Origin of the sequence: Streptomyces palmae (genome assembly GCF_004684805.1) — a bacterium.
GTDB lineage: Bacteria > Actinomycetota > Actinomycetes > Streptomycetales > Streptomycetaceae > Streptomyces > Streptomyces palmae.
The window spans coordinates 1-24,661 of the sequence record NZ_SRID01000005.1; the positions used below are offsets into that span (position 1 = coordinate 1).

19 protein-coding genes are annotated in these 24,661 nt (G+C 72.1%); 1 reads left to right on the forward strand and 18 read right to left on the reverse strand.

The window, feature by feature from the left end:
* The 4 genes from E4099_RS01295 to E4099_RS01310 all read right to left on the reverse strand — a co-directional run.
* Window positions 1-3,876 (reverse strand): DUF6531 domain-containing protein (locus E4099_RS01295; protein WP_135337007.1); only part of this gene is annotated, 3,876 nt, incomplete at its 3' end.
* Complete coding sequence (locus E4099_RS01300) at window positions 3,873-4,409, reverse strand: hypothetical protein (protein WP_135337008.1); 537 nt, start codon at window positions 4,407-4,409, stop codon at window positions 3,873-3,875. The genes E4099_RS01295 and E4099_RS01300, both read right to left, overlap by 4 nt.
* Window positions 4,409-4,747, reverse strand: a complete 339-nt coding sequence (locus tag E4099_RS01305) for an SseB family protein (RefSeq protein ID WP_135337009.1) — start codon at window positions 4,745-4,747, stop codon at window positions 4,409-4,411. Before E4099_RS01305 ends, E4099_RS01300 begins: the two co-directional genes overlap by 1 nt.
* Window positions 4,748-5,003: 256 nt before the next feature.
* Window positions 5,004-5,612 carry a sigma-70 family RNA polymerase sigma factor gene (locus tag E4099_RS01310; RefSeq protein WP_245244475.1) on the reverse strand — a complete coding sequence of 203 codons (609 nt, stop codon included), beginning with the start codon at window positions 5,610-5,612 and terminating at the stop codon, window positions 5,004-5,006.
* A 76-nt stretch (window positions 5,613-5,688) separates the two neighbouring features.
* On the opposite strand from E4099_RS01310, the gene E4099_RS01315 reads away from it, so the two are divergent.
* Window positions 5,689-6,516 carry an alpha/beta fold hydrolase gene (locus E4099_RS01315; protein WP_135337048.1) on the forward strand — a complete coding sequence of 276 codons (828 nt, stop codon included), beginning with the start codon at window positions 5,689-5,691 and terminating at the stop codon, window positions 6,514-6,516.
* Window positions 6,517-6,892: 376 nt separating this feature from the next.
* Here E4099_RS01315 and E4099_RS01325 read toward each other — a convergent pair whose 3' ends face one another.
* From E4099_RS01325 to E4099_RS01390, 14 genes are all read right to left on the reverse strand, one after another.
* Window positions 6,893-7,732: an ATP-grasp domain-containing protein gene (locus E4099_RS01325; protein ID WP_135337012.1), complete on the reverse strand. Its 840-nt coding sequence runs from the start codon at window positions 7,730-7,732 to the stop codon at window positions 6,893-6,895.
* A complete protein-coding gene (locus E4099_RS01330) occupies window positions 7,729-8,664 on the reverse strand; it encodes an ATP-grasp domain-containing protein (protein WP_135337013.1) in 936 nt (311 codons plus the stop codon). The genes E4099_RS01325 and E4099_RS01330 overlap by 4 nt, the downstream gene beginning before the upstream one ends.
* A gap of 355 nt (window positions 8,665-9,019) precedes the next feature.
* The gene (locus E4099_RS01335) at window positions 9,020-9,400 is read right to left on the reverse strand and encodes a transposase family protein (RefSeq protein WP_209446498.1); all 381 of its coding nucleotides are present in this window, start codon (window positions 9,398-9,400) and stop codon (window positions 9,020-9,022) included.
* Between the two features lie 98 nt (window positions 9,401-9,498).
* Window positions 9,499-10,212: an alpha/beta fold hydrolase gene (locus E4099_RS01340; RefSeq protein ID WP_135337014.1), complete on the reverse strand. Its 714-nt coding sequence runs from the start codon at window positions 10,210-10,212 to the stop codon at window positions 9,499-9,501.
* Between the two features lie 190 nt (window positions 10,213-10,402).
* On the reverse strand, window positions 10,403-11,311 hold the full coding sequence (locus E4099_RS01345; RefSeq protein ID WP_245244476.1) for a helix-turn-helix domain-containing protein: 909 nt from the start codon (window positions 11,309-11,311) through the stop codon (window positions 10,403-10,405).
* Window positions 11,312-11,522: 211 nt separating this feature from the next.
* Window positions 11,523-12,770, reverse strand: a complete 1,248-nt coding sequence (locus E4099_RS01350) for a PucR family transcriptional regulator (RefSeq protein ID WP_135337016.1) — start codon at window positions 12,768-12,770, stop codon at window positions 11,523-11,525.
* 138 nt (window positions 12,771-12,908) lie between these two features.
* The gene (locus tag E4099_RS01355; RefSeq protein WP_342451896.1) at window positions 12,909-15,752 is read right to left on the reverse strand and encodes an ATP-binding protein; all 2,844 of its coding nucleotides are present in this window, start codon (window positions 15,750-15,752) and stop codon (window positions 12,909-12,911) included.
* Window positions 15,753-15,855: 103 nt separating this feature from the next.
* Window positions 15,856-16,470 (reverse strand): FMN reductase, encoded by a 615-nt coding sequence (locus E4099_RS01360; protein WP_135337018.1) that lies wholly within the window; start codon window positions 16,468-16,470, stop codon window positions 15,856-15,858.
* A complete protein-coding gene (locus E4099_RS01365) occupies window positions 16,467-17,564 on the reverse strand; it encodes an LLM class flavin-dependent oxidoreductase (RefSeq protein ID WP_135337019.1) in 1,098 nt (365 codons plus the stop codon). The genes E4099_RS01360 and E4099_RS01365 overlap by 4 nt, the downstream gene beginning before the upstream one ends.
* 91 nt (window positions 17,565-17,655) lie before the next feature.
* Entirely contained in the window at window positions 17,656-18,492 is an 837-nt protein-coding gene (locus E4099_RS01370; protein WP_135337020.1) for an alpha/beta fold hydrolase, read from the reverse strand.
* Window positions 18,493-18,624: 132 nt separating this feature from the next.
* On the reverse strand, window positions 18,625-21,396 hold the full coding sequence (locus tag E4099_RS01375; RefSeq protein ID WP_135337021.1) for a helix-turn-helix transcriptional regulator: 2,772 nt from the start codon (window positions 21,394-21,396) through the stop codon (window positions 18,625-18,627).
* Window positions 21,393-22,280, reverse strand: a complete 888-nt coding sequence (locus E4099_RS01380; RefSeq protein ID WP_135337022.1) for a carbohydrate ABC transporter permease — start codon at window positions 22,278-22,280, stop codon at window positions 21,393-21,395. Before E4099_RS01380 ends, E4099_RS01375 begins: the two co-directional genes overlap by 4 nt.
* Window positions 22,277-23,239 (reverse strand): carbohydrate ABC transporter permease, encoded by a 963-nt coding sequence (locus E4099_RS01385; RefSeq protein ID WP_135337023.1) that lies wholly within the window; start codon window positions 23,237-23,239, stop codon window positions 22,277-22,279. The genes E4099_RS01380 and E4099_RS01385 overlap by 4 nt, the downstream gene beginning before the upstream one ends.
* Window positions 23,239-24,570 (reverse strand): ABC transporter substrate-binding protein, encoded by a 1,332-nt coding sequence (locus E4099_RS01390; RefSeq protein ID WP_135337024.1) that lies wholly within the window; start codon window positions 24,568-24,570, stop codon window positions 23,239-23,241. The genes E4099_RS01385 and E4099_RS01390 overlap by 1 nt, the downstream gene beginning before the upstream one ends.
* Between the last annotated feature and the right edge of the window lie 91 nt (window positions 24,571-24,661).

The window sequence follows — 24,661 nt, forward strand, 5'->3', positions numbered from 1 at the left end:
GCTGACGGCGTCGGCCGGGGCGGGGAGGGGGGTGCCCCAGAGGGTGGTGCGGTGCTGCCAGACCAGGGTGCCGTCCGGGGTGACGAGCTCGGTGGGGGTGCCGGCCTGGTCGGTGACGACGGCATGGCAGCGGGTGGAGCCCAGCTCCTGGTCGGTCTGGGTCACCGGACTGTGGGTGCCGGGGGCGTAGTCCCAGGTGGAGGTCGCGCCGCGGTCCGTGGTCTGTTCGACCAGGTGGCTGCCGTCCCAGGTGAAGGTGGTGGACGTCCGGTCCGGGCCGGCCTTGGATATGCGGCGGCCCAGGGCGTCGTAGGTGTAGGTCCACTCCTCGCCCCGCGGAGTGATGGCTCGGGTGAGGCGGTTCTGCGTGTTCCAGTGGTAGACCCAGGTGGCGGTGGTGCCGTCGAGGCGCTTGCGCGTTCTGCGGACCAGCCGGCCCGCCCCGTCGTGCTCGTAGGTGGTGCGGCCCGCCTGGCGGATCAGGGTGCCCTCGTAGGCGCGCTCGGCCGGTGCCTCGTGTCCGGGAGCCGCGGCGTGCGTCTGGTTGCCCGCCGAGTCGTAGGCGTACGCCTCGGTCCAGCCGTGTGCCCGCACGCCCGTCACTCGGCCCATCGGGTCCAGCGAGAAGCCGCGGGTTCCCGTGCTGAGTTCGCGGATCTGCGTGACGTAGCCGTCCGGCCGGTGGGTGTAGCTGCGGTGCTGCAGCAGGCGGTCCTCGGTGTCGGCGGTGACGCTCTGCGCGGTCAGCAGGCCCCTGGCGCTCCAGCTCTGGGTGAGGGTGACCGCTCCGATGGCCCGCCGGGTCTCCCGGCCCTCCGCGTCGTACTCGAAGGCGAGGGTGTGACCGGCCGTGCTGAGCGTGGACGGCAGCCCCGTCGGGCCGTAGGCCCAGATGGAGGTGAGCCCCGAGGGCGTGGTGCGGTGGGTCCGGTTGCCCACCGCGTCATAGGCGTAGGTGGTGGCGCGGCCGTTGACCGTCTCCGCGGTGATCCGACCCAGCGGATCGCGTTCCAGGGTCAGTTCGCTGTCCGCGTTCACCGCACGGGCCAGGGCCCCGCCGGTGTCATAGGCGTAGGTCGTCACCTCGCCAGAGGACTCGTCGTGCTGGGTGACCACGCGGCCCATCGCGTCGCGCGTATAGCGCAGGGTCTCACCGAGCGCGTTGGTCTGGGCGATGAGCCGGCCCGCGGGGTCGCGCTCGTAGCCGCGCCTCGCCCCGTTGAAGTCGGTCTCCGCGACCAGGCGCCCGGCCGCGTCGTACTCGTAGGTCCACCGCCGTTCCTGCGGGTTGGTGACCGCGATCAGGCGCAGCTCGGTGTCGTATGTGAAGGCGTACCGCGCCCCGTCCGGGTCGGTGCGGGTGGCCGGCAGGTCGAAGTGGGTGTGGGTGTGGGTGGTGGTGTGTCCGGCGGCGTCGGTGTACAGGGCGAGGTTGCCCTCGGTGTCCCACTGCCATGTCTCCCGGGTGCCGTCCGGCGCCTCGCGCCAGGCGGGCCTGCCCTCGATGGTCCAGCCGTGCCGGGTGGTGTGCCCGAGCGGGTCGGTTACGGCGGTGATCTGCCCGTGCGGTCCTCGGTGGACGTGGGTGGTGTGGCCCAGGGCGTCGGTGATCGCGACGGGGAGGCCGGTGGCGTCCGGCGTGATCTCGGTGGTGTTGCCCAGGGGGTCGACGACGGCCGTGAGGTGGCCCGAGGCGTTGTAGGCGTACCGCGTCGTGGCGCCCGTGGGGTCGGTGGTGGAGGTGCGGGCCCCGCGTTCGTCGTAGTCGTACCGCCAGATGGCGCCGCCCGGCTCGCGGATCTCCACCGGCAGGCCCTGCTCGTCGTAGACGGCCTCGGTGACCGTGCCGTCCGGCCGCTCGACGGCGATGAGCCGGCCCTGCTCGTCGTGGCGGTAGCGGGTGGTGTTGCCCAGCGGGTCGGTGACGGCGACGGGGCGGCGGTTGTCCTCGTCCCATTCGGTGCGGGTGGTGTTGCCCAGCGGATCCGTCGCCGCGACCACCTTGTACGCCTCGTTGAGGACGTACGTGCTGGTGTTGCCCAGGGAGTCGGTGTAGCGGGTGGTACGGGCCGCCGTGTCGTAGTGGAACCGGCCCGAGAGGATGCCCTCAGGACCTATGCCGCGCAGCACACGGCCCCGGTGGTCGTACACATAGGCGTAGGTGGTGCCGTTCCGGTCCGACCAGGACGTCATCCGGTGCTTCTCGTCGTACCGGTAACGCAGCTCCTTGCCGGTGGAGTTGACGACCTCGGTCAGATCGCCGGCGCCGTCGTAGCCGAAGGAGACCAGCGTGGTGCTGTGCTGGTGGTCCTCGCCGTGCAGCAGGCGCAGGGCGGTGATGCGCAGCAGTGCGGGATCGGTGTCGACCGCGATGCGGTAGCCGCCGGAGTGGGTGATCCCCGTCGGCGCGCCCTGCGCGTCGTAGTGGACCTCGATGCGGTCGCCCTCGCCGGTGCGGTCGGTGATCGCCTGGAGCGCCAGCTCCCGGCCGCCCACCGGCAGCGGGGCGAAGTGCAGGGCGCGGCCCTGCTCCGGGATGGTGATGCTGAAGGTGCCGCCGGGCTTGCCGTCCCAGCACAGCGGCCAACGCGGCCCGTGGGTGGGCATCGTGGGCACGCCGGGCCTCGGCACCGGGTAGCTCAGCAGCATCCCGTCGTCGGTGATGTAGACGACGCCCGCGTCGTCGATCTCCAGCCGCTGGTCCAGCGTGCCGGCCCAGGTCCGGCCGAACCAGCCGCCGCACGGGTGCCCCGAGGCGTAGTGCCGCTCCAGGACCAGCGGCAGGGCCCCGGGCAGGGTGACGTCGGTGGCCGACATGACCATCTCGCCGGTGGCCACATCGATCGGCTCACCGGTCGTGCACCGTTCGCTGCCGGGTGTGCAGGTCTTCTTCGGATCGCTGTCCACGTGGTCGCGACCCTTGCCGTCCCGGCTCAGCGCGCGCTCCCGGTCCAGCAGGCGCCGTGCGGCGCGCTCCGCCGTCGTGGCGCCGCGCCGCAGCGCCCCCGAGCCGCCGGAGGCGAGGGCGAGCAGCAGGTCAGGGGTGAGTTGGCCGGCCGCCCGGGCCGGGTTGCGCTGCCACTCCTCCCAGTTGAGGACGGCCTTCGCGAACTCCTTGGGGTGCTCGGCGGCGTAGGCGGCGCCGTCCGCTATGGCCGCCAGGTGGAGCAGGGCGCCGTCGGGCCCGTCCTTCACCAGGGACTCGAAGTCCTTGTACATGCCCCACACGGAGTCGCCGGCCCCGCTGAAGAAGTCCCCGAGCCCCTTCTTGACCTTGTCGAAGCCCTTTGCTCCCGGGGGCTTGACCGGGGCCTTCTTCGCCGCCGTGTCGATTGCGTTCTTCGACGCGGTGACGACCAGTGCGAGCTCCGCCTCCAGCTTGTCCAGACGGCCGTAGCAGGCGATCAGCGCGGCGTTGCCCGGATCCGCGTCCGGAGGGCGCTTGGGCAGGGGATCGTCCTTGCGGTCCACCGCCTCGTTGTAGGCCGTGACATCGGACCAGTACTTCTGGGAGGCCGCCCGCGCGGCGTCCGCGTCCTCGATGAGCGGTTTGACCCGGGTATGGAGCGAGCGCAGTTTGTCGGCGTACGAATCCAGCGCGCTCGCGGCGGCCTTGAAGTAGGTCTGAGCGTTCTCCAGCTCCAAAGGGAGCTTCGACGTCGCCGTCTTGAAGCCCTCCGAGCCGGCTCCGGTCCAGTTCAGGAGGGAGAGGTCGGTCAGCTTGTCGTTGCCGTCACCGAACGCACCCGCGTAGGCGAGGAGCTTGTTGACGAGCTCGTCGATGACGGACGGGTCGCCGGGGATGACGTCCGAGGGTTTGGCGTGCGGCGGTATGCGGTCGGGTCCGCCGCCGTCTATCGCGTCGCGCGAGGTCATGCGATCGTTCCCTTCGATCCACCGTCGACCAGCCATGTGCCGTCGACCGTCAGGCGCGGGTTGGTCGGCACATCGCCCACATGGGTATCGCCGTCATCCAGCCAGGGCTCCTGGTAGATCTGCGGCGGTGGATCGAATTTCGGCCGGGACCCGTGCTCCCAGGCCTTCAGCCCGGCCTCGCCGAACGGCAGCTTGGCGATGTTGGCCTCGGTCGGTGAGAAGTCCTTGATGCGCAGCAGATCGGCCATCACATAGGCGGCGATGACCTGGTTGAGGGTCTCGATCACGGTGTCCGTGTGTTCGGCGACCCGCCCCATGCCGAAGCCCCAGGCGGAGAGCATGCCCTCGGCCGCGTGCACGATGTCGAAGGTGGCCGAGAAGTTGATGTGCTCGGCCATGGTCTTCCAGTCGTCCTTGATCTTGTGTGCCGCGACGACCGACTCCTCCAGCGGCGACATGACCTTGAACAGCGAGGCGATCTCCACCTTGTAGCCGTCGCCCGGCTGCGGTCCGCCCTTGTCCGGATCCGCCATCAGGCGTTCCCTCGGGCCTCGGACGCCCGAACCGCTTCGGTGTCCAGGACGAACGTCTGCGGCCCCAGCGGATCCACCAGCGCACGGACCCCTTCGGGGAGCAACTCCGCCAGATCGCTGACGCTTGTCGACGCCCACTCGCACACCCCGGCGAACAGCGCGAGCCGTTCCAGGGAGGTGAACACCGGAACCACCGGGCCGTCCTCGGTCTCGGCGACCAGGAAGCCCGGCTCCTCGGGCCGTTGGAAGTACAGGCGTGCCGACCGCATCGCCGCCAACCGCTCCGAAGGTGACATCGACGCGACGATCTCGTCACGTACCAGGTCACGCAATGACATCTCTTCCCCCGTTCTCCAGGGCCACATGCAGACGGCCCTGGCCAAATATATTCGCACATAGGTGCCGTGAACTGGGGGCCAGTCATTCCGCTTTGGGCGGCGGGACGGATGGCGTCGGTGCCTGTCGGAGTAGGGGGGCGCCTGGGCGGGCGGCGTTCGCCGCCGAGGAAGGATGAGGCGGACCGCCCGGCCCGCGGTTGCCCGGGGCCGGCCGCTCGGGGTGTCCCGTGCCCGGCCGTGCCGCCCGCCGGAGGGGTCAGCCGGCGAAGCCGTCCCGCAGGTGGATCCGCTGGATCTGGCAGGCCAGGGCGCGGCGGGTGGCGGCGGAGGCGGGGCCGGTTGCCCCCGAGGGGAGATCGAGGCCGCGGCTGATCGCGTCGTACGCGTCCCGGTAGCCGCGCGGCAGCGCCGCCCGGTGCAGCCGCAGGTCCGCTTCGACCAGGCGGCGCAGCTCGTCGACGCCCTGCGGGGTGAAGTGCCTTCTGCCCCGGGCGATGGCGATGACATGGCGGGTGCAGCGGGCGGTGTCGGTGAAGGTCTCGGAGATCTCCTCGGCGAGGCCCCAGAGCCGTCCTTCCAGCCAGGGGATGTCCTGCTGGTCGAGGGAGAGGTCGAAGGGGGCCGGTGGGTCGCCCGCCGCGTTCCTCGCGATCTGCTTGGACACGGCGGGCTGACTCATGTCGGCCAGCCGGGCGATTCTGTCCTGGGTCCAGCCGAGCCCGGCGAAGATCCTGATCACCTCGGCGCGCAGCTTCCGCATCTCCTCGCCCGCGCGGATGACCCCGTTCATGTCGGCGAGCATGCGCCCGGCCTGTTCCTCGGTGAGCGCCCCGGGGTCCGGGTGCGTGTGTCGCCTGTCTGCCACAACTCGGTTATATACCACGGGATCCGAGACCATAACTCGGTTGTACAACCTGGTTATGACTGCCATGATCCACGCCATGCCAACCTTCTGCGCACCTGACGGAACCCGGCTCGCCTACCGCGTGACCGGAGACGGCGCCCCGGTCGTCTGCGTCCCCGGAGGCCCCGCCGACTCCGCCTACCTCGGCGACCTCGGCGGCCTGTCCGCGCATCGCCGGCTGATCATCCTGGACCTCCGCGGCACCGGCGGGTCCGCGGTTCCAGCGGACCCGTCCTCGTACCGCTGCGACCGCCTCGTCGACGACGTGGAGGCGCTCCGCGCGCACCTCGGCCTCCTGCGGATCGACCTGCTCGGCCACTCCGCCGGCGCGAACATCGCCACCCAGTACGCGGCCCGGTACCCGCGGCGCCTCGGCAGGCTGCTCCTGGTCGCCCCCGGCACGCGGGCCCTCGGCGTCGCGATCACCGGGGAGGCGCGGCGCGCGATCGCGCGGCTCCGGGAGGGTGAACCGTGGTACCCGGAGGCGTCCGCCGCGCTGGCGGCGGTCACCGCGGGAACGGGCGGCGACTGGGAGGCCATCGCCCCCTTCTTCTACGGCCGCTGGGACGCGGTGGCGCGGCGGCACCACGCGGCCGGCCTGCCGGACAACCAGGAGGCCGTCGCCGGCTTCGCGGCCGAGGGCGCCTTCACCCCCGAGGCCACCCGCGCGGCCCTCGCCACCTGCTCGGCTCCGGTCCTGCTGCTCGCCGGAGAGTTCGACCTGAACAGCCCGCCCGGCTCGGTGGCGGAGTGCGCGGAGTCGTTCCCCGCCGCCGTCCTCACCGTCCAGCCGGGAGCGGGCCACTACCCCTGGCTCGACGACCCCGACCGGTTCGCGGCGAGCGTCGAGGCGTTCCTGGGGTGAGGACCGGCGAGGCTCGCCGGGCCGCTCACCGGCCCGAACCGTCCTGACCGGCCCCGACCCCGCCCGAACGCCCAACGGCTCCACCCCGCTTGACGCTACGCGCCCTCAAGGGTCCGGCGTACCGCGGCAAGTCGCTCCTCGTCCCACTCCACCTGCGGATCCGGTTCCAGGAAGGCGAGGGCGGTGGTGGCGACGCCGAGCGCGGGCTGTGCACGCCCGTCCAGTCGCGAGTGGGTCCACCGGCCTCGCCGGTGACGCGACCGGACGGCGCGGGCGAACTCTGACTGTCGCTCGTCGCGTGCCCGTGGCCCCGGGCGGGGCCGCGTGGGTCATGGCCGGGCTCCCCGAGCGAGTTCCTGGTGGAGGCCGGAGCGCGTCAGGCCTCGTGGGCGGGCGGGCCCGGCCGGGGGCGGCGCAGTGCCAGGGCTGCCAGTGCCGCGGGGGCGTTCTTCGGGCCGCGGATGCCCGGAAAGGCGTTGATGTCGACGACGACGGGCGCGCCCTCGCGGTCCAGCACGTCGACACCGTAGACATCCAGGCCGAAGACCTCTCCCGTGTGGAGGGCGAGTCGGCTCCAGGACCACGGCAGGTCGCGAACCAATGGCGCGGACTGGGCACCGTCCGGCGGGGCACCCACGGGTGCGGGGCGCACTCCCGCGAACACCTCTCCCGCGATCACCCACAGCTTGTGGTCCCAGCCGCTGTTGGCGACGAACTCCTGGAGGACGACGGGCTCGTCGGGCCACTTGGCGGCAAGGTCCCGGAGCTGGGCCGGACCGTCCACCCGGGCGACCAGGTCCGCGCGCCGACTGCGGCGGCTCTTGACCATGAGCGGATAGCCGCTCTCCGGCCGCTCCGCTCCGTCGACGGCCTGGGACAGCGCGTCCAGGGTCCTCGTCCTGGGCATCGGCAGGCCGGCGCCTTCCGCGACGGCGGCGGTCCGGCTCCGGTCCTGGCACAGCTCTGTCGCCGCGGCGGAGTTCACCACCCGCGCGCCGTGTGCCTCGAGGAACCGGGCCAGCGCGAGTGCCCGGGGGGTATGGGCCTTGAGGAGGTAGACGTCGGCGAGATCGTCCGGGGCCACCAGTTCCGAGGGCGATCCGGTTCCGGTGTCCGGGTCCAGAAACGTCACCCGGTGCCCCGCCTCGACCAGTACGGAAGAAGCCGCGGCGAGCAGCGGATGGTCCGGCTTGTCGGTCAGCAGACACACCCTCATATCCGCGCGGCTCCCAGCATGTCCGCTTCGGGATCGGGAACGGGGTGCGGACCAGGCAGTCCATGGGCGATCTGCGGCCGCGTGGGAATGCTCGGGGCGGGGGCGAGCACGCCCGTCCTGGCAGCGCCACCCGTCCTGGCCAGGTCGAGGACGGCTCCGGCCAACCGGGATACGACGTCGGGCACCTGGCGGAAACTCGGGAAGTCGTTGATGTCGACGATCACCGGGCCGTCGGGGCCGAGCACCACGTCGACGCCGTACAGATCGAGACCGAAGACCGCTCCCACCTTCGCCGCCACCGCGGCCACCTCGGCGGGCAGGGGGACGGCTCCCTCGTCGAGCGGCCCGTCCGGATGGAGTGGGGAGCGGCGCAGGGTCGCGTGGAACTCGCCCGCCAGGCAGTAGACCTTCAGGTCGGATCCGGAGTTGGGCACGTGGGGCTGTGCGATGAGCTGGCCCTCTCCCGGCTGCTCCGCCTCCGCCAGTCGCCCGGGGTCCGACACCAGCCGCACCCCGCGCCCCGAACTCCCGTCGGCGGGCTTGACCACCAAGGGGAATAGCTCGTCGGGAACCCCTGCGAACAGCGCGGCCCTCGGTGCCGAATAGGTCACCGGAACCGGTAGCCCGTGCTGTCGCGCGATGACCGATGCGAGGACCTTGTCGCGCACCGCGCGGATCGACCGGGCGTCGTTCACCGTGGTCAGGCCCACAGCCGCTGCGGCCTCCAGCAGGGTGAGCCCGGGGCCGCCGGACACGGTCTTGAGTACCCAGGCGTCATGGGTCCCCGCCCTCACCTCTTCCGAGATCCGCAGTAGTGAGCCGCCAGGGCGGACCACGTCCACCCGGTGTCCCCACGACGACAGCCGTCGGACGACGGCAAGCGGCATGCTGTCATGCCGGTACAGCTCTTCGACGAGGAAGCAGAGCTTCATCCCAATACCCCTCGGTGCCCTCATGACTGAGGACGCGACGATGACGTGCGGTGCTCCTCCGAACACCGCCAAAGGGGCAACGCTACGTCACGCTCAACCCAGGGCGACGGCCACCGTCTGAGGGGCCGACAGATGGCGCGCGGGGCGCGCGAGCGGCAGGGCACGGGACGGGACGCCCAGGGGTGAGGATCATCGGAGCGACGGAGGCGGACGGTGCCGACCAGGCCCGGACGCCAGGTCCGGCGGCATTCGAAACCGGCGGCGAGCCGACCGGCTGCCGACACGGGCGATGACGCGCCGCCCGCGCCTCGGAGACGGGCCGCCGCGCTTGAGCCATTCGCCCAGTCGATCAGGATCAGGAGCCGGCCAGCCTGGCGGGCGTCTGACCCGGGCCGGTGTATCGCTGGAGCGGGCGCCACTGCCGCAGTTCGGCGTTGGCGTGCTCGACGCAGTCCCGGGCCGAGGACTGTCGGCGGCGCACCTCACGCCAGGCGTACTGCTCGCCGAGCGGCGCGTCCTCCTTCGGCTTCTTCGGCGGGGCACCGACCTGGCTGGGGAACTCGTTCGCCAGGCCCCGGTAGCCCTCATCGACCTCGGCCTTGAGGTTGGGGTGCTGCCGGAACTGCTCGGGGATGCCCTCGGTGCACGTGGCTGTCCGGTCGTGCACGCGGCCGGGCCGGTCCGCGCCCGACCACAGCAGACGGCCCTGCCCGTCGCTGACGATGGAGGTCCTCATGATGTTCTGCTTCTTCCTGCCGGAGACGAAGGCCCGCCGTCCGGGCCTGTTCCTCCCGGCTGATGGCCGGGTTCCGCACGGCGGGGCGTGCGGGCCGGTCAGCTCGTCGCCCGTACCACGTCCCTGATCAGGTCGGCGACCTGGCTGGGCTGGGACAGGGCGACGGCGTGGGAGGCGTCCGGGATCTCGGCGACGACGGCTCCGGCCCGCTCGGCGCCGAAACGCTGGACCTCGGGGTTGATCGTGCGGTCGGCCCCGGCCACCAGGGCCCAGGACGGCCGGGTCCGCCACGCGGCCGTGGCCGCGGCCTCGGCGAAGACGGCGGTGGCCAGCGGACGCTGGGTCGCCGCCAGGATGCTGGCCACGTCCTTGGTCACGTCGGCCGCGAAGACGGCGGGGTAGGCCGCCTCGTCGATGGTGACCTCGACCGCGCGGTGGCCGTCGTGGAGCGGGTACGTCCATTCCTTCAGGTTGCTCGTCAGCGGGGAGTCAGGGAAGCGCGCCAGCAGTTGGGCGATGCTCTCGCCTTCGCGCAGGACGTAGGCGGCCACGTAGACGAGCCCGACGACGTTCTCCGCCGCGCCGGCCACAGTGATCAGGGCACCGCCGTAGGAGTGGCCGACGAGCACGGCGGGTCCGTCGATCTGCGAGACGACGGAGGCGAGGTAGGCGGCATCCGAGGCGAGGCCCCGCAGGGGGTTCGGCGGAGCGATCACCGGAATGTCATGGCTCCGCAGTTCCGCGATGACGCCTATCCAGCCTGTCGCGTCGGCGAAGGCACCGTGCACGAGGACGACGGTGGGAGTGGTCATGGGAGTTCTCTTCTCGGTGTCGGGCCACGTGCGAGGCGTCGCGTCACCGACGGCCGGCGTCATGGCGGTCAGGGCGCGGCCCGCGGATCGGCAGGCGGGTCCGTGCGCCTGATCGCTCAGGGTAGAGCCGGAGGAACAGCGCCTCTTGCACGCCGGTGCACCCGCACTGTCATGACAGCGCACGCGCCTCTCATCGCCGTCGCCCGCCTTGGGCGTCGGTGGCCGCCGGAGCGAAGGCGGAGGTCGCCAGTGACTGCCACTGGCTGGGGGTCATGCCGTACGCGCCCCGGAACGTCCGGCTGAAGTGCGAGGGGCTGCTGAAGCCCCAGCGGTGCGCCACCGCCGCCATGGTGAATCTCCGGTTGGACCGGCCCAATTCGATCCGGCAGGACTCCAGCCTGCGTCGCCGCACCCATTGGCCCACCGTGCTGCCGTCGCCCTGGAAGAGCTTGTGCAGGTACCGGACGGAGATGTGGTGGGCGCGTGCGATCGACTCGGGTGACAGGTCCGGGTCCATGAGGTGTTCTTCGATGAAGGCGCGGATCCGGGACAGCATCTCGTTGCCGGCCCCGGCCATCTCGTCGGCCTCGTCCGCGGTGTCCACGTCGAGGAGTTCCATGACCAGGATGGACAACAGGTGAACGGCCGTCCGGGCGCGCCGGTCCCCGATCGTGGACGGGCGGGACTCCGCCGTGGCGGCAAGGGCGGACAGGAAGTCCGACACCAGCGACCCGAGCCCCTCACCGCCATCCATGGGCACCCCGAGCACCCGGTTCAGCTCCGACTCGGTGACTCCCGGATAGCAGCGCGGTATCCGGAAGAAGATCATCTGGCAGTCGTCGCCGAAGCGCAGCAGGTTCCGTCGGGACGGATCGCAGAAGACCAGGTCGTTCGGCTCCAGGCGGGCCTTGGCCCCCTGACGGGCGGTCGTGACGGGTCCGCGGACATGCAGGCCGAGGTAGAGGTGGTTTCCGTCGCTCGAATCCGGCATCTCGGAAAGTACCTGCACCAGCAACTCCGAGGGGAAGGAGGCCGGAGGGAGGTCGAGTGCGCGCCGACTCGCCCGTTCGGCCACGGGGGACATCAGTGATGGGGTCATGGGACATCCGGGCCGGCTCCGTCTCCGGTCCGCCGTGATCGGCTCCTTCATGGCCTCTTCCCTGGTCGGGGGCGGCCCGGTGCGTCCGCCTCGTCCCCGACATCTTCGAACGCGGCGCGCCGCCGCCACCACCGCGTGCTGTAGGACTCGGCGGGGCGATCCTTCTCGCTTTGTCGAATCGGTGGGAGGCCGCCGCGGGGCCGGGCCGCGGTCAGGCGGCCGCCTCGTCGCTCGCGGTGAGGAGTTCCTCGATCCTGAGCCCGAGGTGCAGAGTGAGCCGGTGAGCGCCGTTGTCGAGGTCGAGTCCGGTGATCTCCTGGATCTGGCGCAGGCGGTAGTGGAGCGAGGTGCGGTGGAGTCGCATCGCCTCCGCCGCCCGGGAAATCGATCCGGCGTGCTCAAGGAAGCAGCGCAGGGTGTCCCGCAGCCGGTCGCCGCCGTCGGCCTCGGCCAGGGTACGGAGCGGCTTGGGCACCAGTGACGCGTTCAGGGTGTGCTCGGGGAGTTGGAGGAACACGGTGAGGTCCCCGAGCAGGTCCCAGTCGCCGATGCCCTTCAGGGAGGGCAGTCGGCGCGCCGCGCGGGCCGCCACGAGCGCCTGCTCGTACGAGGTCCATGCGTGGTGGAGGCCCGGGTGCCGCCCGCCGACGCCGATCACGGGGGCGGCCGACGGGTGCAGGAAGGTGCGGAGTTCGTCGAGGATGCGGGCGCACTGGGCGGCGACCTGGTCCGGGCCGCAGGGCCCCTCGCGCAGTTGCAGCAGGATCGCCCGCTCCTGGTCGACCGCGAGGAGGCCCTGTGCCGAGGGCGTCTGCCGGAACCCTTCCAGCACCCCCCGCAGGGCTGCCTCGGACTGCCGCACCGGCTCCGGCCCGCGGCTCAACTGGACGAGGGTGACCAGGACGTGCTCCGCCTCCCCGAGCAGACCGAGTTCCACGGCCCGCCGACGGGCGGCGGTTCGTGCGGCGACGTCGGTGCCGACGAGTTCCAGCACCAGGTTCCGCTCGTCGGTCCTCCGGGGGTCGGTGGCGATGTGCTCCACGTACAGCTGGGCCGCCATGGCCTCGGCGGCCCGGGCGATGGCCTCGGTCTCCTGATCCCCGAGCGCCATCTCGGGCTCGATCACGATGAGCAGCCCGAGGAGATGTCCGCGCTCGCGCAGCGGCACGACGTAACGGGGCAGCAGTCCCAGATCGTCGCGGCCGTCGATGAATCCCGGCCTGGACCACTGGGTCACGCCGTGGGCGAGGACATGGCGGATGGCCGCGTTGTCCGCACAGCCGTGCAACAGGGTGCGGATCCGCACCGGGTCCTCGTCGCCGAAGTGGCGGCTCGTACTGACCATGCGGACCAGCGGATCGGCGACCGCCACGGACCGGCCGAGCTTCTCCGCGAGTTCGTCGACGAGCGCCTGAAGCTCCGGGCTGCCAGGGCGGGCTCGCTGGAGCCTTGCGGTCATGCGTCGTTCCTCTCCCGATCACTGTTCCCCGCGGATCGCCCCCCTTTCCGCGGTTCCCGACCATTGTGGGGAGGCCTGGGCGTCGGCACATCGCATGAATCCTTCATGAGTACGACGCCCGCATGGGATACGAAGCGGTTACTCTCCGCTGTCACGGATCCGCGCCAGCCTGGTCAGCTCCGCCCGCGAGGTGAGGTCGAGCTTGGTGAAGGCCCGGCGCACGTGCGAACTCACCGTGTGCGGCGAGAGGGAGAGGCGCTCGGCCACCTGGAGGTTGGTGAGTCCCTGGGTCACGAGCCGTACCACCCGGACCTCTGCCGCCGTCAGCTCGGGCCACTCCCCGGCCCGTGCGGCCGACGAGGGACGTCGGCGGACACCCGCGGCCCGCAGGCGCCGGCGGACGCGTGTGACGTCCCGCTCGGCGCCCGCTCGGGTGTAGAGGGCGAGGGCCGCCTCCAGGTAGGGCACCGCTTCGAACCTGCGAGTGGCCACGAGTCCGCGTCCGGCGTCCTCCAGCGCCGAGGCCCGGGCCATCGTCCGAGGGCAGTCCTCGTACAGCCGCACCGCGCGCAGGAGGGGACCGAGGTCGTTGTCCAGGAGACCGCGGGCGTGCGCCGCGGTGGCGGCGAGGAAGGGGAGCTCGGGGTTGAGCGCGGCTCGTCGCTCGGCCAGTCCGACCGCCTGCGCGGCCCGCTCGTACGCGTCGGCGCGCACCGCCATGCGGACGAGCACCGGGGTGTCGGCGGGGTCGAGCCAGCCGGCCAGGGCGGGCCGCTCCTCGGCACGCGCCGCCATCACCTCGTCGAGTTCGGCCATGGCACGGTCGGGTCGGCCCTCGACGTCGGCCATCAGTGCCAGCATCCAGGAGCCGACCTCGCGGACGAGTGGTGCGCCGCCGCTCCGCATGCGCCGCGCCCGGGCCGCGTACTCCCGTGCGGCCTGCTGGTCGTTGGTGTGGAGTGCGACGCGCATCATCGCGTGCCGGAGCGTGATGTCGGCGAGGTCCCCCCTGCCGAACTCGTCGGTCATCGCGGACGCGACGTCGGCGGACGCCCGGGCGTCCGCCAGCCGTCCGGCGTCCAGGAGCACTCGGGCGCGATTCGTGAGCCACAGGCGGGTGGTGGCCGTCCGGCCCTGGCCCCGGGCCTCTCGGGCGCCCTCCTCCGCGGCGGCGAGCGCCTCCGCCGAGCGGCCGGCCGCGTTCAGCAGGAAGCCGTGCCACAGAGCCGGTGGATCCCACGGCGACGGGTCGTCGCCCAGTTCGGCGGCCAGGGCGGCGCCCCGGTCCGCCCGCCGGATCGCCTCGGTCCACTCCATCCGGTGGAAGCACACGGCCGACTCGGCCATCACCACGGTGGCCTCGGCCGCGCGGTCCCCCGCCGCCTCGACGCTCTCCCGTGCCTCCGCCAGGGCCTGCTCGGCCGCCTGGCACTCGCCCGCCAGCGCCAGGCCCAGACACAGCAGCCCCAGCAGCCGGGCCCGCAGGGCCGCGGGGATCCGGGGCAGCGACGCCCCGGCACGGGCCTGCCACACCATCTCGGTGAAGCCGAACTGGGCGGACAGGCGCGCCAGGGCCAGGTGTACGCGGGCCGCGGCCTCGGGCCCGAGGCCGTCGGCCGACAGGGCGGCGGCTCCCAGCTCACGTGCTCGGTCCGGCCGGCCCGTCTGCCAGAGCAGCGGGATGGTCTCGGCGATGATCCGCGGCCGCTCCACGGCGTCCTCGGCGGTGAGCTCCAGGGCCTTGAGGCTGAGTTCGGCCGCCGCTTCGGGGGCGGTGGCGGCGAGTTCCGCGGCGGCGGCACGCAGCCGTTCGGCCTGTACCCGGTGGCCCGGCTCCGCGTCGCCGGCCGGCGACGCGGAGGGCCCGATCGGTGCGGGCACGCTCTCCACCGGCAGCTCGGCTGCCTGACGGCGCAGCGCCTGGCGCAGGGACAGCGGAAGGCAGGCTTCCACCGCCTCGCGTATCAGATCGTGGCGGAATTCCAGGCGGTCGCCCCGTTCGACGAGCAGATCAGCGTCGATGGACTCCCGCACCGCGGTGATGAGTGCCGCCGACGATCTGCCGAGCAGTTCGGCGACCAGGGCGACGGTGACCGGGCGGCCCGCGGCGGCCACCGTCTGCACCAGCTCGCGGGCCGCGTCCGACAGCTGGGCGAGGCGGCGTCCGACGGAGGGCAGTCGCCGTGGGGGGACGGATCCGGCCGACAGCCTGGCCATGCCGTTCTCGATCGTCACCACCTCCTCGTTCCTCAGCGCGCCCAGCAGTTCGACCAGCAGCAGCGGCACCCCCTCGGCGCGGCCGGCGAGGCGGAGGACGTCCGGATCGGGAGCGGCGCCCAGGAGGTCCTCGGCGATCCGCGCGATCGCCTGCTCCCCGAGCGCCGGGAGAACCAGCTCGTGTGCGCCGATCTGCCGGAGCCTTTCCAGCGTGGTGCGCACGCCCGGCGGCACGCTGCCGCCGCTCACGGCCACCAGCCACAGGATCGCGTGCGAGGTGAGCCTGGCCGCGATGGTGTGCAAGGTGAGCAGCGTCAGGTCATCGCACCACTGGAGATCGTCGAGGACGATGAGCAGCGGTCCGTCTCCAGCCGTCTCCCGCACCCGGTCCTCCAACTCCTGGAGCAGCCAGAACCGCTGGCCGGGTGTGGTGGCGAGGTCCCGGAGCCGGGTGGCGACCGGCCGCGGGCCCGCCTGGGAGTGCAGCCCGTCCAGCAGTGGGCCGAGCGGCACGAACTGCCCGTCGGGGTCGGCCGCGCCGTGGAACACCCTGATCCCGCGTCGTTCGGCGGAAGCCGCGGCCTCCGCGAGGAGCCTGGACCGGCCGATGCCCGCAGGGCCTTCGACGAGGACGATCCCGCCTTCGCTACGGGCGAGCGCGTCGAGCCGCTCCTCGATGGACGCCAGCTCCGCCTCCCTGCCGCGCAGGGGCGCCCGCGCGGCGTCGAGGCCCTCGGGCACGGGCCATGTTCTCAATCGGTTCACGCTCATTCCGCCGGCCGGGGCCGCACGGGACGGGCTTCGGTCCGCGTGCGGTACGGCGGATCAGTATGCGGCACACCGCCTTCGTCAGGGGCGGGATCCGGTCTCAGTCGAAGCGCAGGTCCGCGAGTTGCCGTTCGAGGGCGGTGACGTCGTCCTCGGGTTCGGCGCGGGTCGGACGGGTGGCCATGAGCGCGGCCAGCTCGGCGCCCGCCCGGCGGACGCGGGCGGGCAGGCCGTCGGTGTGTTGGTCTCCCCCCGACCCCCAGTCCTCGGACGCCGCGTACACCGCGGTGGGTACGGTGGCCGCGCGCAGATAGGCGAAGAGCGGGCGCATGGCGTGTTCGAGGACCAGGGAGTGGCGGGCGGTGCCGCCCGTCGCCGCGATCAGGACCGGCTTCCCGGTCAGGGCGTCCGGGTCGATCACGTCGAAGAAGGACTTGAAGAGCCCGCTGTAGGAGGCCGCGAACACCGGGGTCACGACGATCAGGCCATCGGACCCTGTCACGGTGTCGATCGCGGCGGCCAGGCGCGGCGGCGGAAAGCCTGTCACCAGGTGGTTGGCGACATCGCCGGCCAGCTCGCGCAGCTCCACGACCTCGATGGACGCGGCGTGGCCCCGGGTGGCGAGCTCGTCGCGGGCCGACTCGGTCAGCCGGTCCGCGAGCAGACGGGTGGAGGACGGGGTGCTCAGCCCCGCTGAGACGGCGGTCAGTTTCACGCGGTGGTCACTCCTTCGGCCATCGTGGCGGCGGTCACCCGGGCCGCGTGGACCGGCGCGTCCGGTACGTCGGCGGGGCGTCCGGCGGCGAACTCCTTGCGCAGCACGGGCACGACCTCCTCGCCGAGGATGTCGAGCTGTTCCAGGACGGTCTTCAGGGGCAGGCCCGCGTGGTCCATCAGGAAGAGCTGGCGCTGGTAGTCCCCGACGGTCTCCCGGAACGACAGGGTCCGCTCGATCACCTGCTGGGGGGAGCCCACCGTCAGCGGGGTCTGCTCGGTGAATTCCTCCAGGGACGGGCCGTGGCCGTACACGGGCGCGTTGTCGAAGTAGGGGCGGAACTCCCGTACGGCGTCCTGGGAGTTCTTCCGCATGAACGCCTGTCCGCCGAGGCCCACGATGGCGTCCTCCGGACGGCCGTGGCCGTGGAAGGCGAACCGGCGCCGGTACAGCTGGACCATGCGCCTGGTGTGGTCGGCCGGCCAGAAGATGTTGTTGTGGAAGAAGCCGTCGCCGTAGAAGGCGGCCTGCTCCGCGATCTCCGGGGACCTGATGGATCCGTGCCAGACGAACGGTGGGACGCCGTCCAGGGGCCGGGGCGTCGAGGTGAAGGCCTGGAGCGGCGTACGGAAGGTGCCCTCCCAGTCCACGACGTCCTCGCGCCACAGCCGGCGCAGCAGCGCGTAGTTCTCCTTGGCGAGGTTGATGCCCTGGCGGATGTCCTGCCCGAACCACGGGTACACCGGGCCGGTGTTGCCGCGCCCCAGCATGAGGTCGACCCGGCCGTCGGCCAGGTGCTGGAGCATCGCGTAGTCCTCGGCGATCTTCACCGGGTCGTTGGTGGTGATCAGCGTGGTGGCGGTGGACAGGATCAACGTCTCGGTGCGGGCCGCGATGTAGCCCAGCATGGTGGTCGGGGACGACGGTACGAAGGGCGGGTTGTGGTGTTCGCCGGTCGCGAAGACGTCCAGGCCGACCTCCTCGGCCTTGAGGGCGATGGCGACCATCGCCTTGATGCGCTCGTTCTCGCTCGGAGTACGACCGTTGGTGGGGTCGGGTGTCACGTCCCCGACGGTGAATATGCCGAACTGCATGGGGCTGCTCTCCTGAGCCTGTCTGAATCTCTGCGGGTCGGGGCCGGTGGGCCGGGATTCCGGCCTCACCGGGCGGCTCGATGGTGTGGCGTCACTTCGCCAGGAAGGCGAGGAGCGCGGCGTTGACCTCCTCGGCGTGGGTCCACAGCAGGCCGTGCGGGGCGCCTTCGATCTCGACGTAGTCGGCGGACGGCAGGGCCTTGTGGAAGGGGCGGGCGGTGCCTTCGGCGGGCAGGATGCGGTCGGCCGTGCCGTGCAGGATCAGGGCGGGGACGTCGATGGCCGGGATGTCGCCGCGGAAGTCGGTGTACCAGGTCGACGGCGCGGCGGCCGCGGCGTGGAAGCCGCCGGCGGCCGCGGTGTTCCAGCTGTTGCGGACGGCTTCCTCGCTGATGCGGGTGCCCAGGTTCTCGTCGAGGTTGTAGAAGTCGGCGAAGAAGGCGGTGTAGTAGGCGTAGCGGTCGGCCTTGACGGCCGCGACCACGCCGTCGAAGAACTCCTTCGGTGCGACACCCTCCGGATTGTCCTCGCTCTGGAGCAGGCAGGGCTCCAGCGAGGCGAGGAAGGCGACCTTGGCGACGCGGGCGGACCCGTAGGTGGAGACGTAGCGGGCGACCTCGCCGGTGCCCATGGAGAAGCCGACCAGGACGGCGTCTTCGAGGTCGAGGGTCTCCATCACGGTGTTCAGGTCGGCCGCGAAGGTGTCGTAGTCGTAGCCGGTGGTCGGCTGGGAGGACTGGCCGAAGCCGCGGCGGTCGTAGGTGATGACGCGGTAGCCGGCGTCGAGGAGCGCGGCGCTCTGGCGCTCCCAGGAGTGGCCGTCGAGCGGGAAGCCGTGAATGAGGACGACCGGCCGGCCGGTGCCGTGGTCCTCGTAGTACAGGTCGATGGCGGTGGAGTTCTCCTGGCCCACGGTGATGTACGGCATGGGGCGCTTCCTCGATTCCGGTCGGCTGGGCCGCGCGTCGGCGCGGCGCGGTACGCGGTCACGCTAGGGCCGGCGCGGCGCCGCCTGTTGTCCCGCGGTGCACCACGTCTTGCACGGGGGCGCCACGTCCGCTCAGCTGCCGGCGGGCGCCTCGGTGCCGGTCTGCGCCAGCACGAGGCGGGCCAGGTGGACCCTTGAGTGGACCGAGAGCTTGCGGAAGATCGACGCCAGGTGGGTGTTGACCGTGTGCGGGGAGACGACGAGGGCGGCCGCGGCCGACCGGTTGGTGTGGCCTGCGGCGATCAGCCGCGCGACCTTGCGCTCCGAGGCCGTGAGCGCGTCCCACCCCTGGCCGGGGCGCGGCCCTGGGCCCGTGGCGCGTCGGCCGGAGCGGGGCGTGGCCCGGTCCAGTTCGGCCCGGAGCCGGTCGGCCTCGAAGCCGGCCCCCGCCTGTGCGTAGGCCTCGTAGGCTCTGGTCAGGGTGGGTATGGCGGCGGCGTCGCCCGCGGTCAGCAGCGCGCCCCCGAGGTCGGCGTGAGCCGCTGCCAGATGCAGGGGGCGGGGGCCGGTGCCGAGGATGCGGACCGACCGCTCCAGAAGTCCGTGGTCGGCGGTCACCAGGGCGGCGGTGTGGGCGGCGATCCCCTGTGCGGTCGGTACGCGGGGGTTGCGCGAGGCGTGGTCGGCCGCCTGGGCCGCGAGGTCCTCGGCCAGGGGCCGGTCCTCGGCGCGCAGGGCGATGCGCACGGCTTCGACGAACCGTGTGCGCAGCAGCCTCCACCGGACGAAGGGGTGGTCCCGCTGGGCGGATCGGACCCGTTCGGCCGCTGCGGCGGGGTCGCCGTCGGCGTCGGCGACCACGGCCTCCAGGTACTGGTGTGTGGCGTGGTTCCCCGTGTTCGGCCGGTCGTCCATGGCCGCCCTGACGACGTCCAGGTGTTCCCGCGCGGCGTCGCGGTCGCCGCGCAGCATCGCCAGCAGGCCGCGGTTGACCCGTATGTTGACCAGGTTGCCCGGCACGCCGATGTCGGCTTCCAGTCGTTCGGCGGTGGCGAGGTCGGCCTCCGCGTCGTCGAGCCGCCCGAGCCCCAGGTTCAGGTTTCCCTGGGCCCACATCAGCATCGCGGGACGCAGGTGTTCGCCGCCCGCCGCCCGCAGCAGCTCCCGTGCCGAGTCGAAGTCGTCCATGTGGACCCGTGCGACGATCTCCTCGGGCAGGAAGGCCGTGTCGAAGGCGCTCAGTGCCGTGTGGTGGTCCACGGCGGCAGCACACTCTCCCGCGTTGAGGGCGATCTCGCCGAGGGCGCGCAGCGCGAGGAAACGGGCCTCCCGGTCGCCGGTCCGCTCCGCCTCGGCGAGCGCCCGCTCCCCCGTCCCGCGAGCGGCCTCGAGGTCGCGCCCGCGGGACCGGGCCATCGCCTGCCAGGCCGTCAGCCGGGCGCGTATGGCCGGGTCGGTGGCGACCGCCAGGGCTGCCGTCGAGCGGCGGGCCAGCTCGTGGATGGCGTCGAGGTGCCACAGCGTGTCGCCGAGTGCGGACTGCAGGCGGGCGGAGACGTCCAGGGGCGGGCGCCGGGCCAGCAGCGCGTCGCCGGTCTCCCGTGCCCGGGTGTGCCGGCCCGCGCGGGTCAGCGCGCTGATGGCCCGTTCGCCCACGTCGAACACCGCGGGCTCGTGGGGCGGTACGAGTTCCAGGGCGCGCACAGCCAGGTCGGCGGCGAGATGGGGCATGACGGCGATCACGTCCGTGGCGGCTCGGCCGAGCAGCCCGATCGCCTCCTGGTCGCCGGGTTCGGCGCTCTTGAGCAGATGGGGGACCGCGTCGGCGGAGGTCCGGCCCGTCGCGACGAGCCGGCTCGCGGCCTCCCGGTGCAGCGCCCGTCGTACCGAGGGAGCGAGGTCGGCGTACACCGCCTGGCGGAGCAGGTCGTGGCGGAACAGGAGGCGTTCGCCGTCGTCGTCGAGGAGCCCGGAGGCGATCGCCTCGTCCAGTTCGCCGATGAGGGTGGCGGGGGGTCGGCCGCACAGGGCGGCGGCGTCGGCGAGCGTGAACGCGCGTCCCAGGACCGAGCCGATCCGCAGGAAGTGGAGGGTGCCGGGGCGGAGTGCGGCCAGCCTGCTGCGTACGCCGGGGACCAGGCGCTTCAGCGGATCCGGGCCGTCCACGCCCGACGCCGCGATCCCCGTCAGCATCTCGGACGCGAGAAACGGGTTGCCGCCCGCCCCGTCGAGGAGAGCCGTGACCTTCTGCGGCACGTCGCCGCCGAGGATGTCGTGTGCCAGTTCGGCCAGGGCCGCCCCGGACAGCGGCCGCAGCGGGAACGTCCTCGTCCGCGGCCCGTCCCCGTACGAATCCGGGTCCTCCCTGCCCGCGAGCAGCCACAGGACCGGGGAGGTGAGCAGCCGCACCGGCAGGACGTTCAGGGCGAACCGGCTCAGCGGATCGGCCCACTGGACGTCGTCGATCGCGATCAGTGTGGGGGTGCCCGCCGAGCGCTCCTCGATCAGCTGGGCCAGCCGTTCGACGAGCCAGACGCGCTGATCGTGGTGGCCCGCGAGGTGCGCGAAGTCCGCGGTGGACAGCAGCGGCGGGGCTCCGTGCAGGATGCCCGAGGCCAGCGAGGCCAGCGGGGCCACCTCGTGCAGTTCTTCGGCGCGTCCCTGGCTGACGACGAAGCCGTGGGCCCGTGCGATCGAGACGGTCTCCTCCAGCAGGACGGTCTTCCCGATCCCCGGCTCGCCGAGCAGCAGCGCCATGGCGCCGCCTTCGCCCTGGTGCACCGTCTCGACCAGGGAGCGCAGTCGTGCGAGTTCGGCTTCGCGGCCCCGCAGCCCAGGCCGGCTCAGCCCGGCGTCCGGGGGCTGCTGCGCCAGGTCGCCGCCTGAACCGGTCCCCGGGTTCATCCCTTGACCGATCCGGCGAGCAGGCCCCGTGCGAGGTGCCGCTGGAGGGAGAGGAAGACGAGGATCGGGACGAGCGCCGACACGAACGCTCCTGCCGTGAGCCGCTGCCACTCGTCGCCGCGTGTCCCGGCCAGTTCCGCCAGTCTGACCGTCATCGGCGCGGTGTCGGCCGTTCCGCCCGACAGGGTCAGTGCCACCAGCAGGTCGTTCCACACCCAGACGAACTGGATGATCGCGAACGTGACCAGGGCCGGGCGGGCCAGCGGCAGCACGATCCGGAGCAGAAGCGTCCGGTGCGAGGCGCCGTCGACCCGGGCGGCTTCGATGAGGTCCCGGGGCAGTCCGGCCAGGAAGTTGTGCAGGAGGAACACCGCGAAGGGCAGCGCGAAGACCGTGTGGGCGAACCAGACGTGGCCGAAGCGTGCCGGTCCGGTGGGGTTCCAGGCCGGCAGGAACAGCCATCCCTGGGAGAAGAGCTTCAGCAGCGGCGCGAGTGCCATCTGGAGCGGCACGACCTGGAGCGCGAAGATGCCGACGACGAGCGCGTCGCGCCCTCTGAAGTCGATCCACGCCAGGGCGTACGCCGCGAAGAACGCCAGGACGAGGGGGAACAGCACCGAGGGCACGGTGATGACCACCGAGTTGACGAAGTACTCGGCGAGTCGCCCCGACCCGTTCCCGCCGCCGGACACCACCTCGCCGTAGTTGTCGAGCGTCAGGTGCGGCGAGCCCAGCATGGTCCACCAGCCCGTCGTCTTGATCTCCTGCTCGGGGCGGAAGGAGGACAGGAGCAGACCCAGGGTCGGCGTCGTCCACAGGACCGCGATCACCACGGCGGTCAACGAGAAGGCGCGGGAGGTCAGGCGCTCCCGCACACCGCTCACGCCGCCCTCCGCCGCGCCCGGACCTGGCAGGCGACGACGGGGGTGACGAGGACGAACAGGAGCACGGCCAAAGCCGCGCCGCGTCCCGTCTCGCCGTAACGGAATGCCTGGTCGTACATCTCCTGGGCGATGACACCGGTCTCGAACCGGCCGGCGGTCATGGTCCTGACGATGTCGAACGCCTTGAGGGTGCCGATCGCCTCGGCGAGGACCACGACGAGCAGTGTGGGCCTGATCGACGGGATCGTGATCCGCCAGAAGACCTGTCGCGGGGACGCGCCGTCCAGCAGGGCGGCCTCGACCAGCTCATCGGGAACGGCCCTGATCGCGCCCGCCAGCAGGACGGCCGCGAAGCCCGCCTGTGCCCACACCATCGCCACGATGAGGAACAGGACGTTCCAGGGGGAGTCCACGAGCCACTGCCTCGGTTCGCCGCCGAAAGCGAGGACGAGCTGGTTCAGCAGCCCGATCTGCTCCGCCTCCGCGGGGCGGTAGGCGTAGACGAACCTCCAGACGAGCCCCGCGCCGACGAACGAGATCGCCATCGGCAGCAGGACGAGGGACAGGGCGAGCGCCCGGAACCGCGACCGCACGACAGCCGCCGCGTACAGCAGACCGACCGCGGTCACCAGCAGGGGCACCAGCACCACCCAGATCAGGGTGTTGCGCAGCGCGATCAGTGCCTCGGGGTCGGTGAACATCCACCTGTAGTTGTCGAGCCCGGCCCAGCTGCCTCCCCCGTCGGTGAACGACAGCGCCAGGGTGTGCAGACCGGGCAGCAGGAGACCGACCGTGAGCAGCAGCAGAGCGGGGGCGATCAGCAGGAAGGCCGCGCCCCGCCTCCGCGCCGGTCCCCGGTGCAGCGCCAGCAGGACCAGGCCGACCACGGCCGCGAAGACGGCGAGGGCCTGGAGGAGGTACGCCAGCTTGAACTGCTGGGCGACGACATCGAACGGCATCAGCGGCCCGGCCAGGACCGTTCGATGGAGTCGGCGACCTGCTGGGTGCTCTTGCCGCCGATCCAGTCGACGGCGCCCTTCCAGAACGACCCCGCGCCGACCGACGCGGGCATCAGGTCCGAACCGTCGAACCTGAACCGCGTCCTCGGGTCCTGGAGCAACTGGATCGCGAGCCTGTCGACCGGGGTGTCGGCGTTCGCCGGATCCACGCCCCTGTTCGCCGAGACGAACGGGCCCTTCTTCATGCGCGCGTTGGCGAAGTCCGCGCTCGCCAGGTACTCCTGGAAGGCCCGCACCTCGGGCCGGTCGGCGAAGGCCGCGGCGAACACCCCGCCGCCCAGTACGGGCCGGGTGGCCCTGTCCGGCCCCGGCAGGACGAAGACGAAGACGTCCTTGTCCGGTCCGATCCCGGTGCCCTGCGGCCACTGCTCGGCGTAGAACGAGGCCTGGTGGTGCATCGCGCAGTCACCGGAGAGGATCGGTGTGCCGGCTTCCTGGTAGGCGATCGAGGCCATCGACCGGGCCGGACCGAAACCGCCGTTGGCGTAGCGGTCGGTCCTGAGGACGGATCCCACGGTGTCCATGGCCTGGATCACTCTCGGATCGTTGAACGGGATCCGGTGGGCGACCCACTGGTCGTAGACGGCCGTCCCCTGCTGGCGCAGCAGGACGTCCTCGATCCAGTCGGTCACGGGCCAGCCGGTCGCCTCACCGGACTCGACGCCCGCACACCACGGTTTGACGCCCGATGCCGCGACCTTCTCCGTCACGTCCATCAGCTCGGACCACGTGCGGGGGACGCGCAGTCCCCTGTCCCGGAAGAACCTCGGGGAGTACCAGACGAACGACTTCACGTTCGCGACCAGCGGAGTGCCGTAGAGGGTGCCGTGCACGGTCGCGTAGCTGTTCCACTCCGGCGACCAGCCCCGCTTCGCCAGGGACGCGACCTCGGCACTCAGGGGCTTGAGCTCTCCCGCGCGCGCGAAGCGTGCCAAGAGCCCCGGCTGGGGGAAGAACGCCACGTCGGGCGCGCTGCCGCCCTCGACGCGGAGCTGGATCCGGGTCTCGAACTCTCCGTCCCCCTCGTACTGGACGTCGATTCCCGTGCAGTCCGCGAAGTCCGCCCAGGTCTCTTCGAACAGATCGGCTTCCCGGTCCCGGTTCGACGCGTAGACGCTGACCTGGGTGCCGGGGTGCCTGCCGTACCTGGCGTACGGTGCGCAGTCCTCGGCGGTGCGGGACCGCGAGCCGCTGTCGTGCGGGATACCGCAGGCGGTGGCCGTGCAGACGAGGATGGTGACGGCGAGCGCGAGCCTCGCGCCGAACCTCATGGGTGTGCTTCCTCCGATCGCCAGCCGAAGGTTCTCGGAGGCGGTCCGAAGCTATCAGCGCTCCCTCATAATCGACCAATCGTTCGATTCT

What these genes read in the sequence shown, in the direction of transcription:
- E4099_RS01335 (WP_209446498.1), bottom strand. Translation starts at nt 9,400, where the DNA reads ATGAGGACCTCCATCGTCAGCGACGGGCAGGGCCGTCTGCTGTGGTCG.
- E4099_RS01300 (WP_135337008.1), bottom strand. Translation starts at nt 4,409, where the DNA reads ATGGCGGATCCGGACAAGGGCGGACCGCAGCCGGGCGACGGCTACAAG.
- E4099_RS01385 (WP_135337023.1), bottom strand. Translation starts at nt 23,239, where the DNA reads ATGCCGTTCGATGTCGTCGCCCAGCAGTTCAAGCTGGCGTACCTCCTC.
- E4099_RS01305 (WP_135337009.1), bottom strand. Translation starts at nt 4,747, where the DNA reads ATGTCATTGCGTGACCTGGTACGTGACGAGATCGTCGCGTCGATGTCA.
- E4099_RS01325 (WP_135337012.1), bottom strand. Translation starts at nt 7,732, where the DNA reads ATGAGGGTGTGTCTGCTGACCGACAAGCCGGACCATCCGCTGCTCGCC.
- E4099_RS01375 (WP_135337021.1), bottom strand. Translation starts at nt 21,396, where the DNA reads ATGAACCCGGGGACCGGTTCAGGCGGCGACCTGGCGCAGCAGCCCCCG.
- E4099_RS01390 (WP_135337024.1), bottom strand. Translation starts at nt 24,570, where the DNA reads ATGAGGTTCGGCGCGAGGCTCGCGCTCGCCGTCACCATCCTCGTCTGC.
- E4099_RS01330 (WP_135337013.1), bottom strand. Translation starts at nt 8,664, where the DNA reads ATGAAGCTCTGCTTCCTCGTCGAAGAGCTGTACCGGCATGACAGCATG.
- E4099_RS01365 (WP_135337019.1), bottom strand. Translation starts at nt 17,564, where the DNA reads ATGCAGTTCGGCATATTCACCGTCGGGGACGTGACACCCGACCCCACC.
- E4099_RS01370 (WP_135337020.1), bottom strand. Translation starts at nt 18,492, where the DNA reads ATGCCGTACATCACCGTGGGCCAGGAGAACTCCACCGCCATCGACCTG.
- E4099_RS01315 (WP_135337048.1), top strand. Translation starts at nt 5,689, where the DNA reads ATGCCAACCTTCTGCGCACCTGACGGAACCCGGCTCGCCTACCGCGTG.
- E4099_RS01350 (WP_135337016.1), bottom strand. Translation starts at nt 12,770, where the DNA reads ATGACCGCAAGGCTCCAGCGAGCCCGCCCTGGCAGCCCGGAGCTTCAG.
- E4099_RS01345 (WP_245244476.1), bottom strand. Translation starts at nt 11,311, where the DNA reads ATGACCCCATCACTGATGTCCCCCGTGGCCGAACGGGCGAGTCGGCGC.
- E4099_RS01340 (WP_135337014.1), bottom strand. Translation starts at nt 10,212, where the DNA reads ATGACCACTCCCACCGTCGTCCTCGTGCACGGTGCCTTCGCCGACGCG.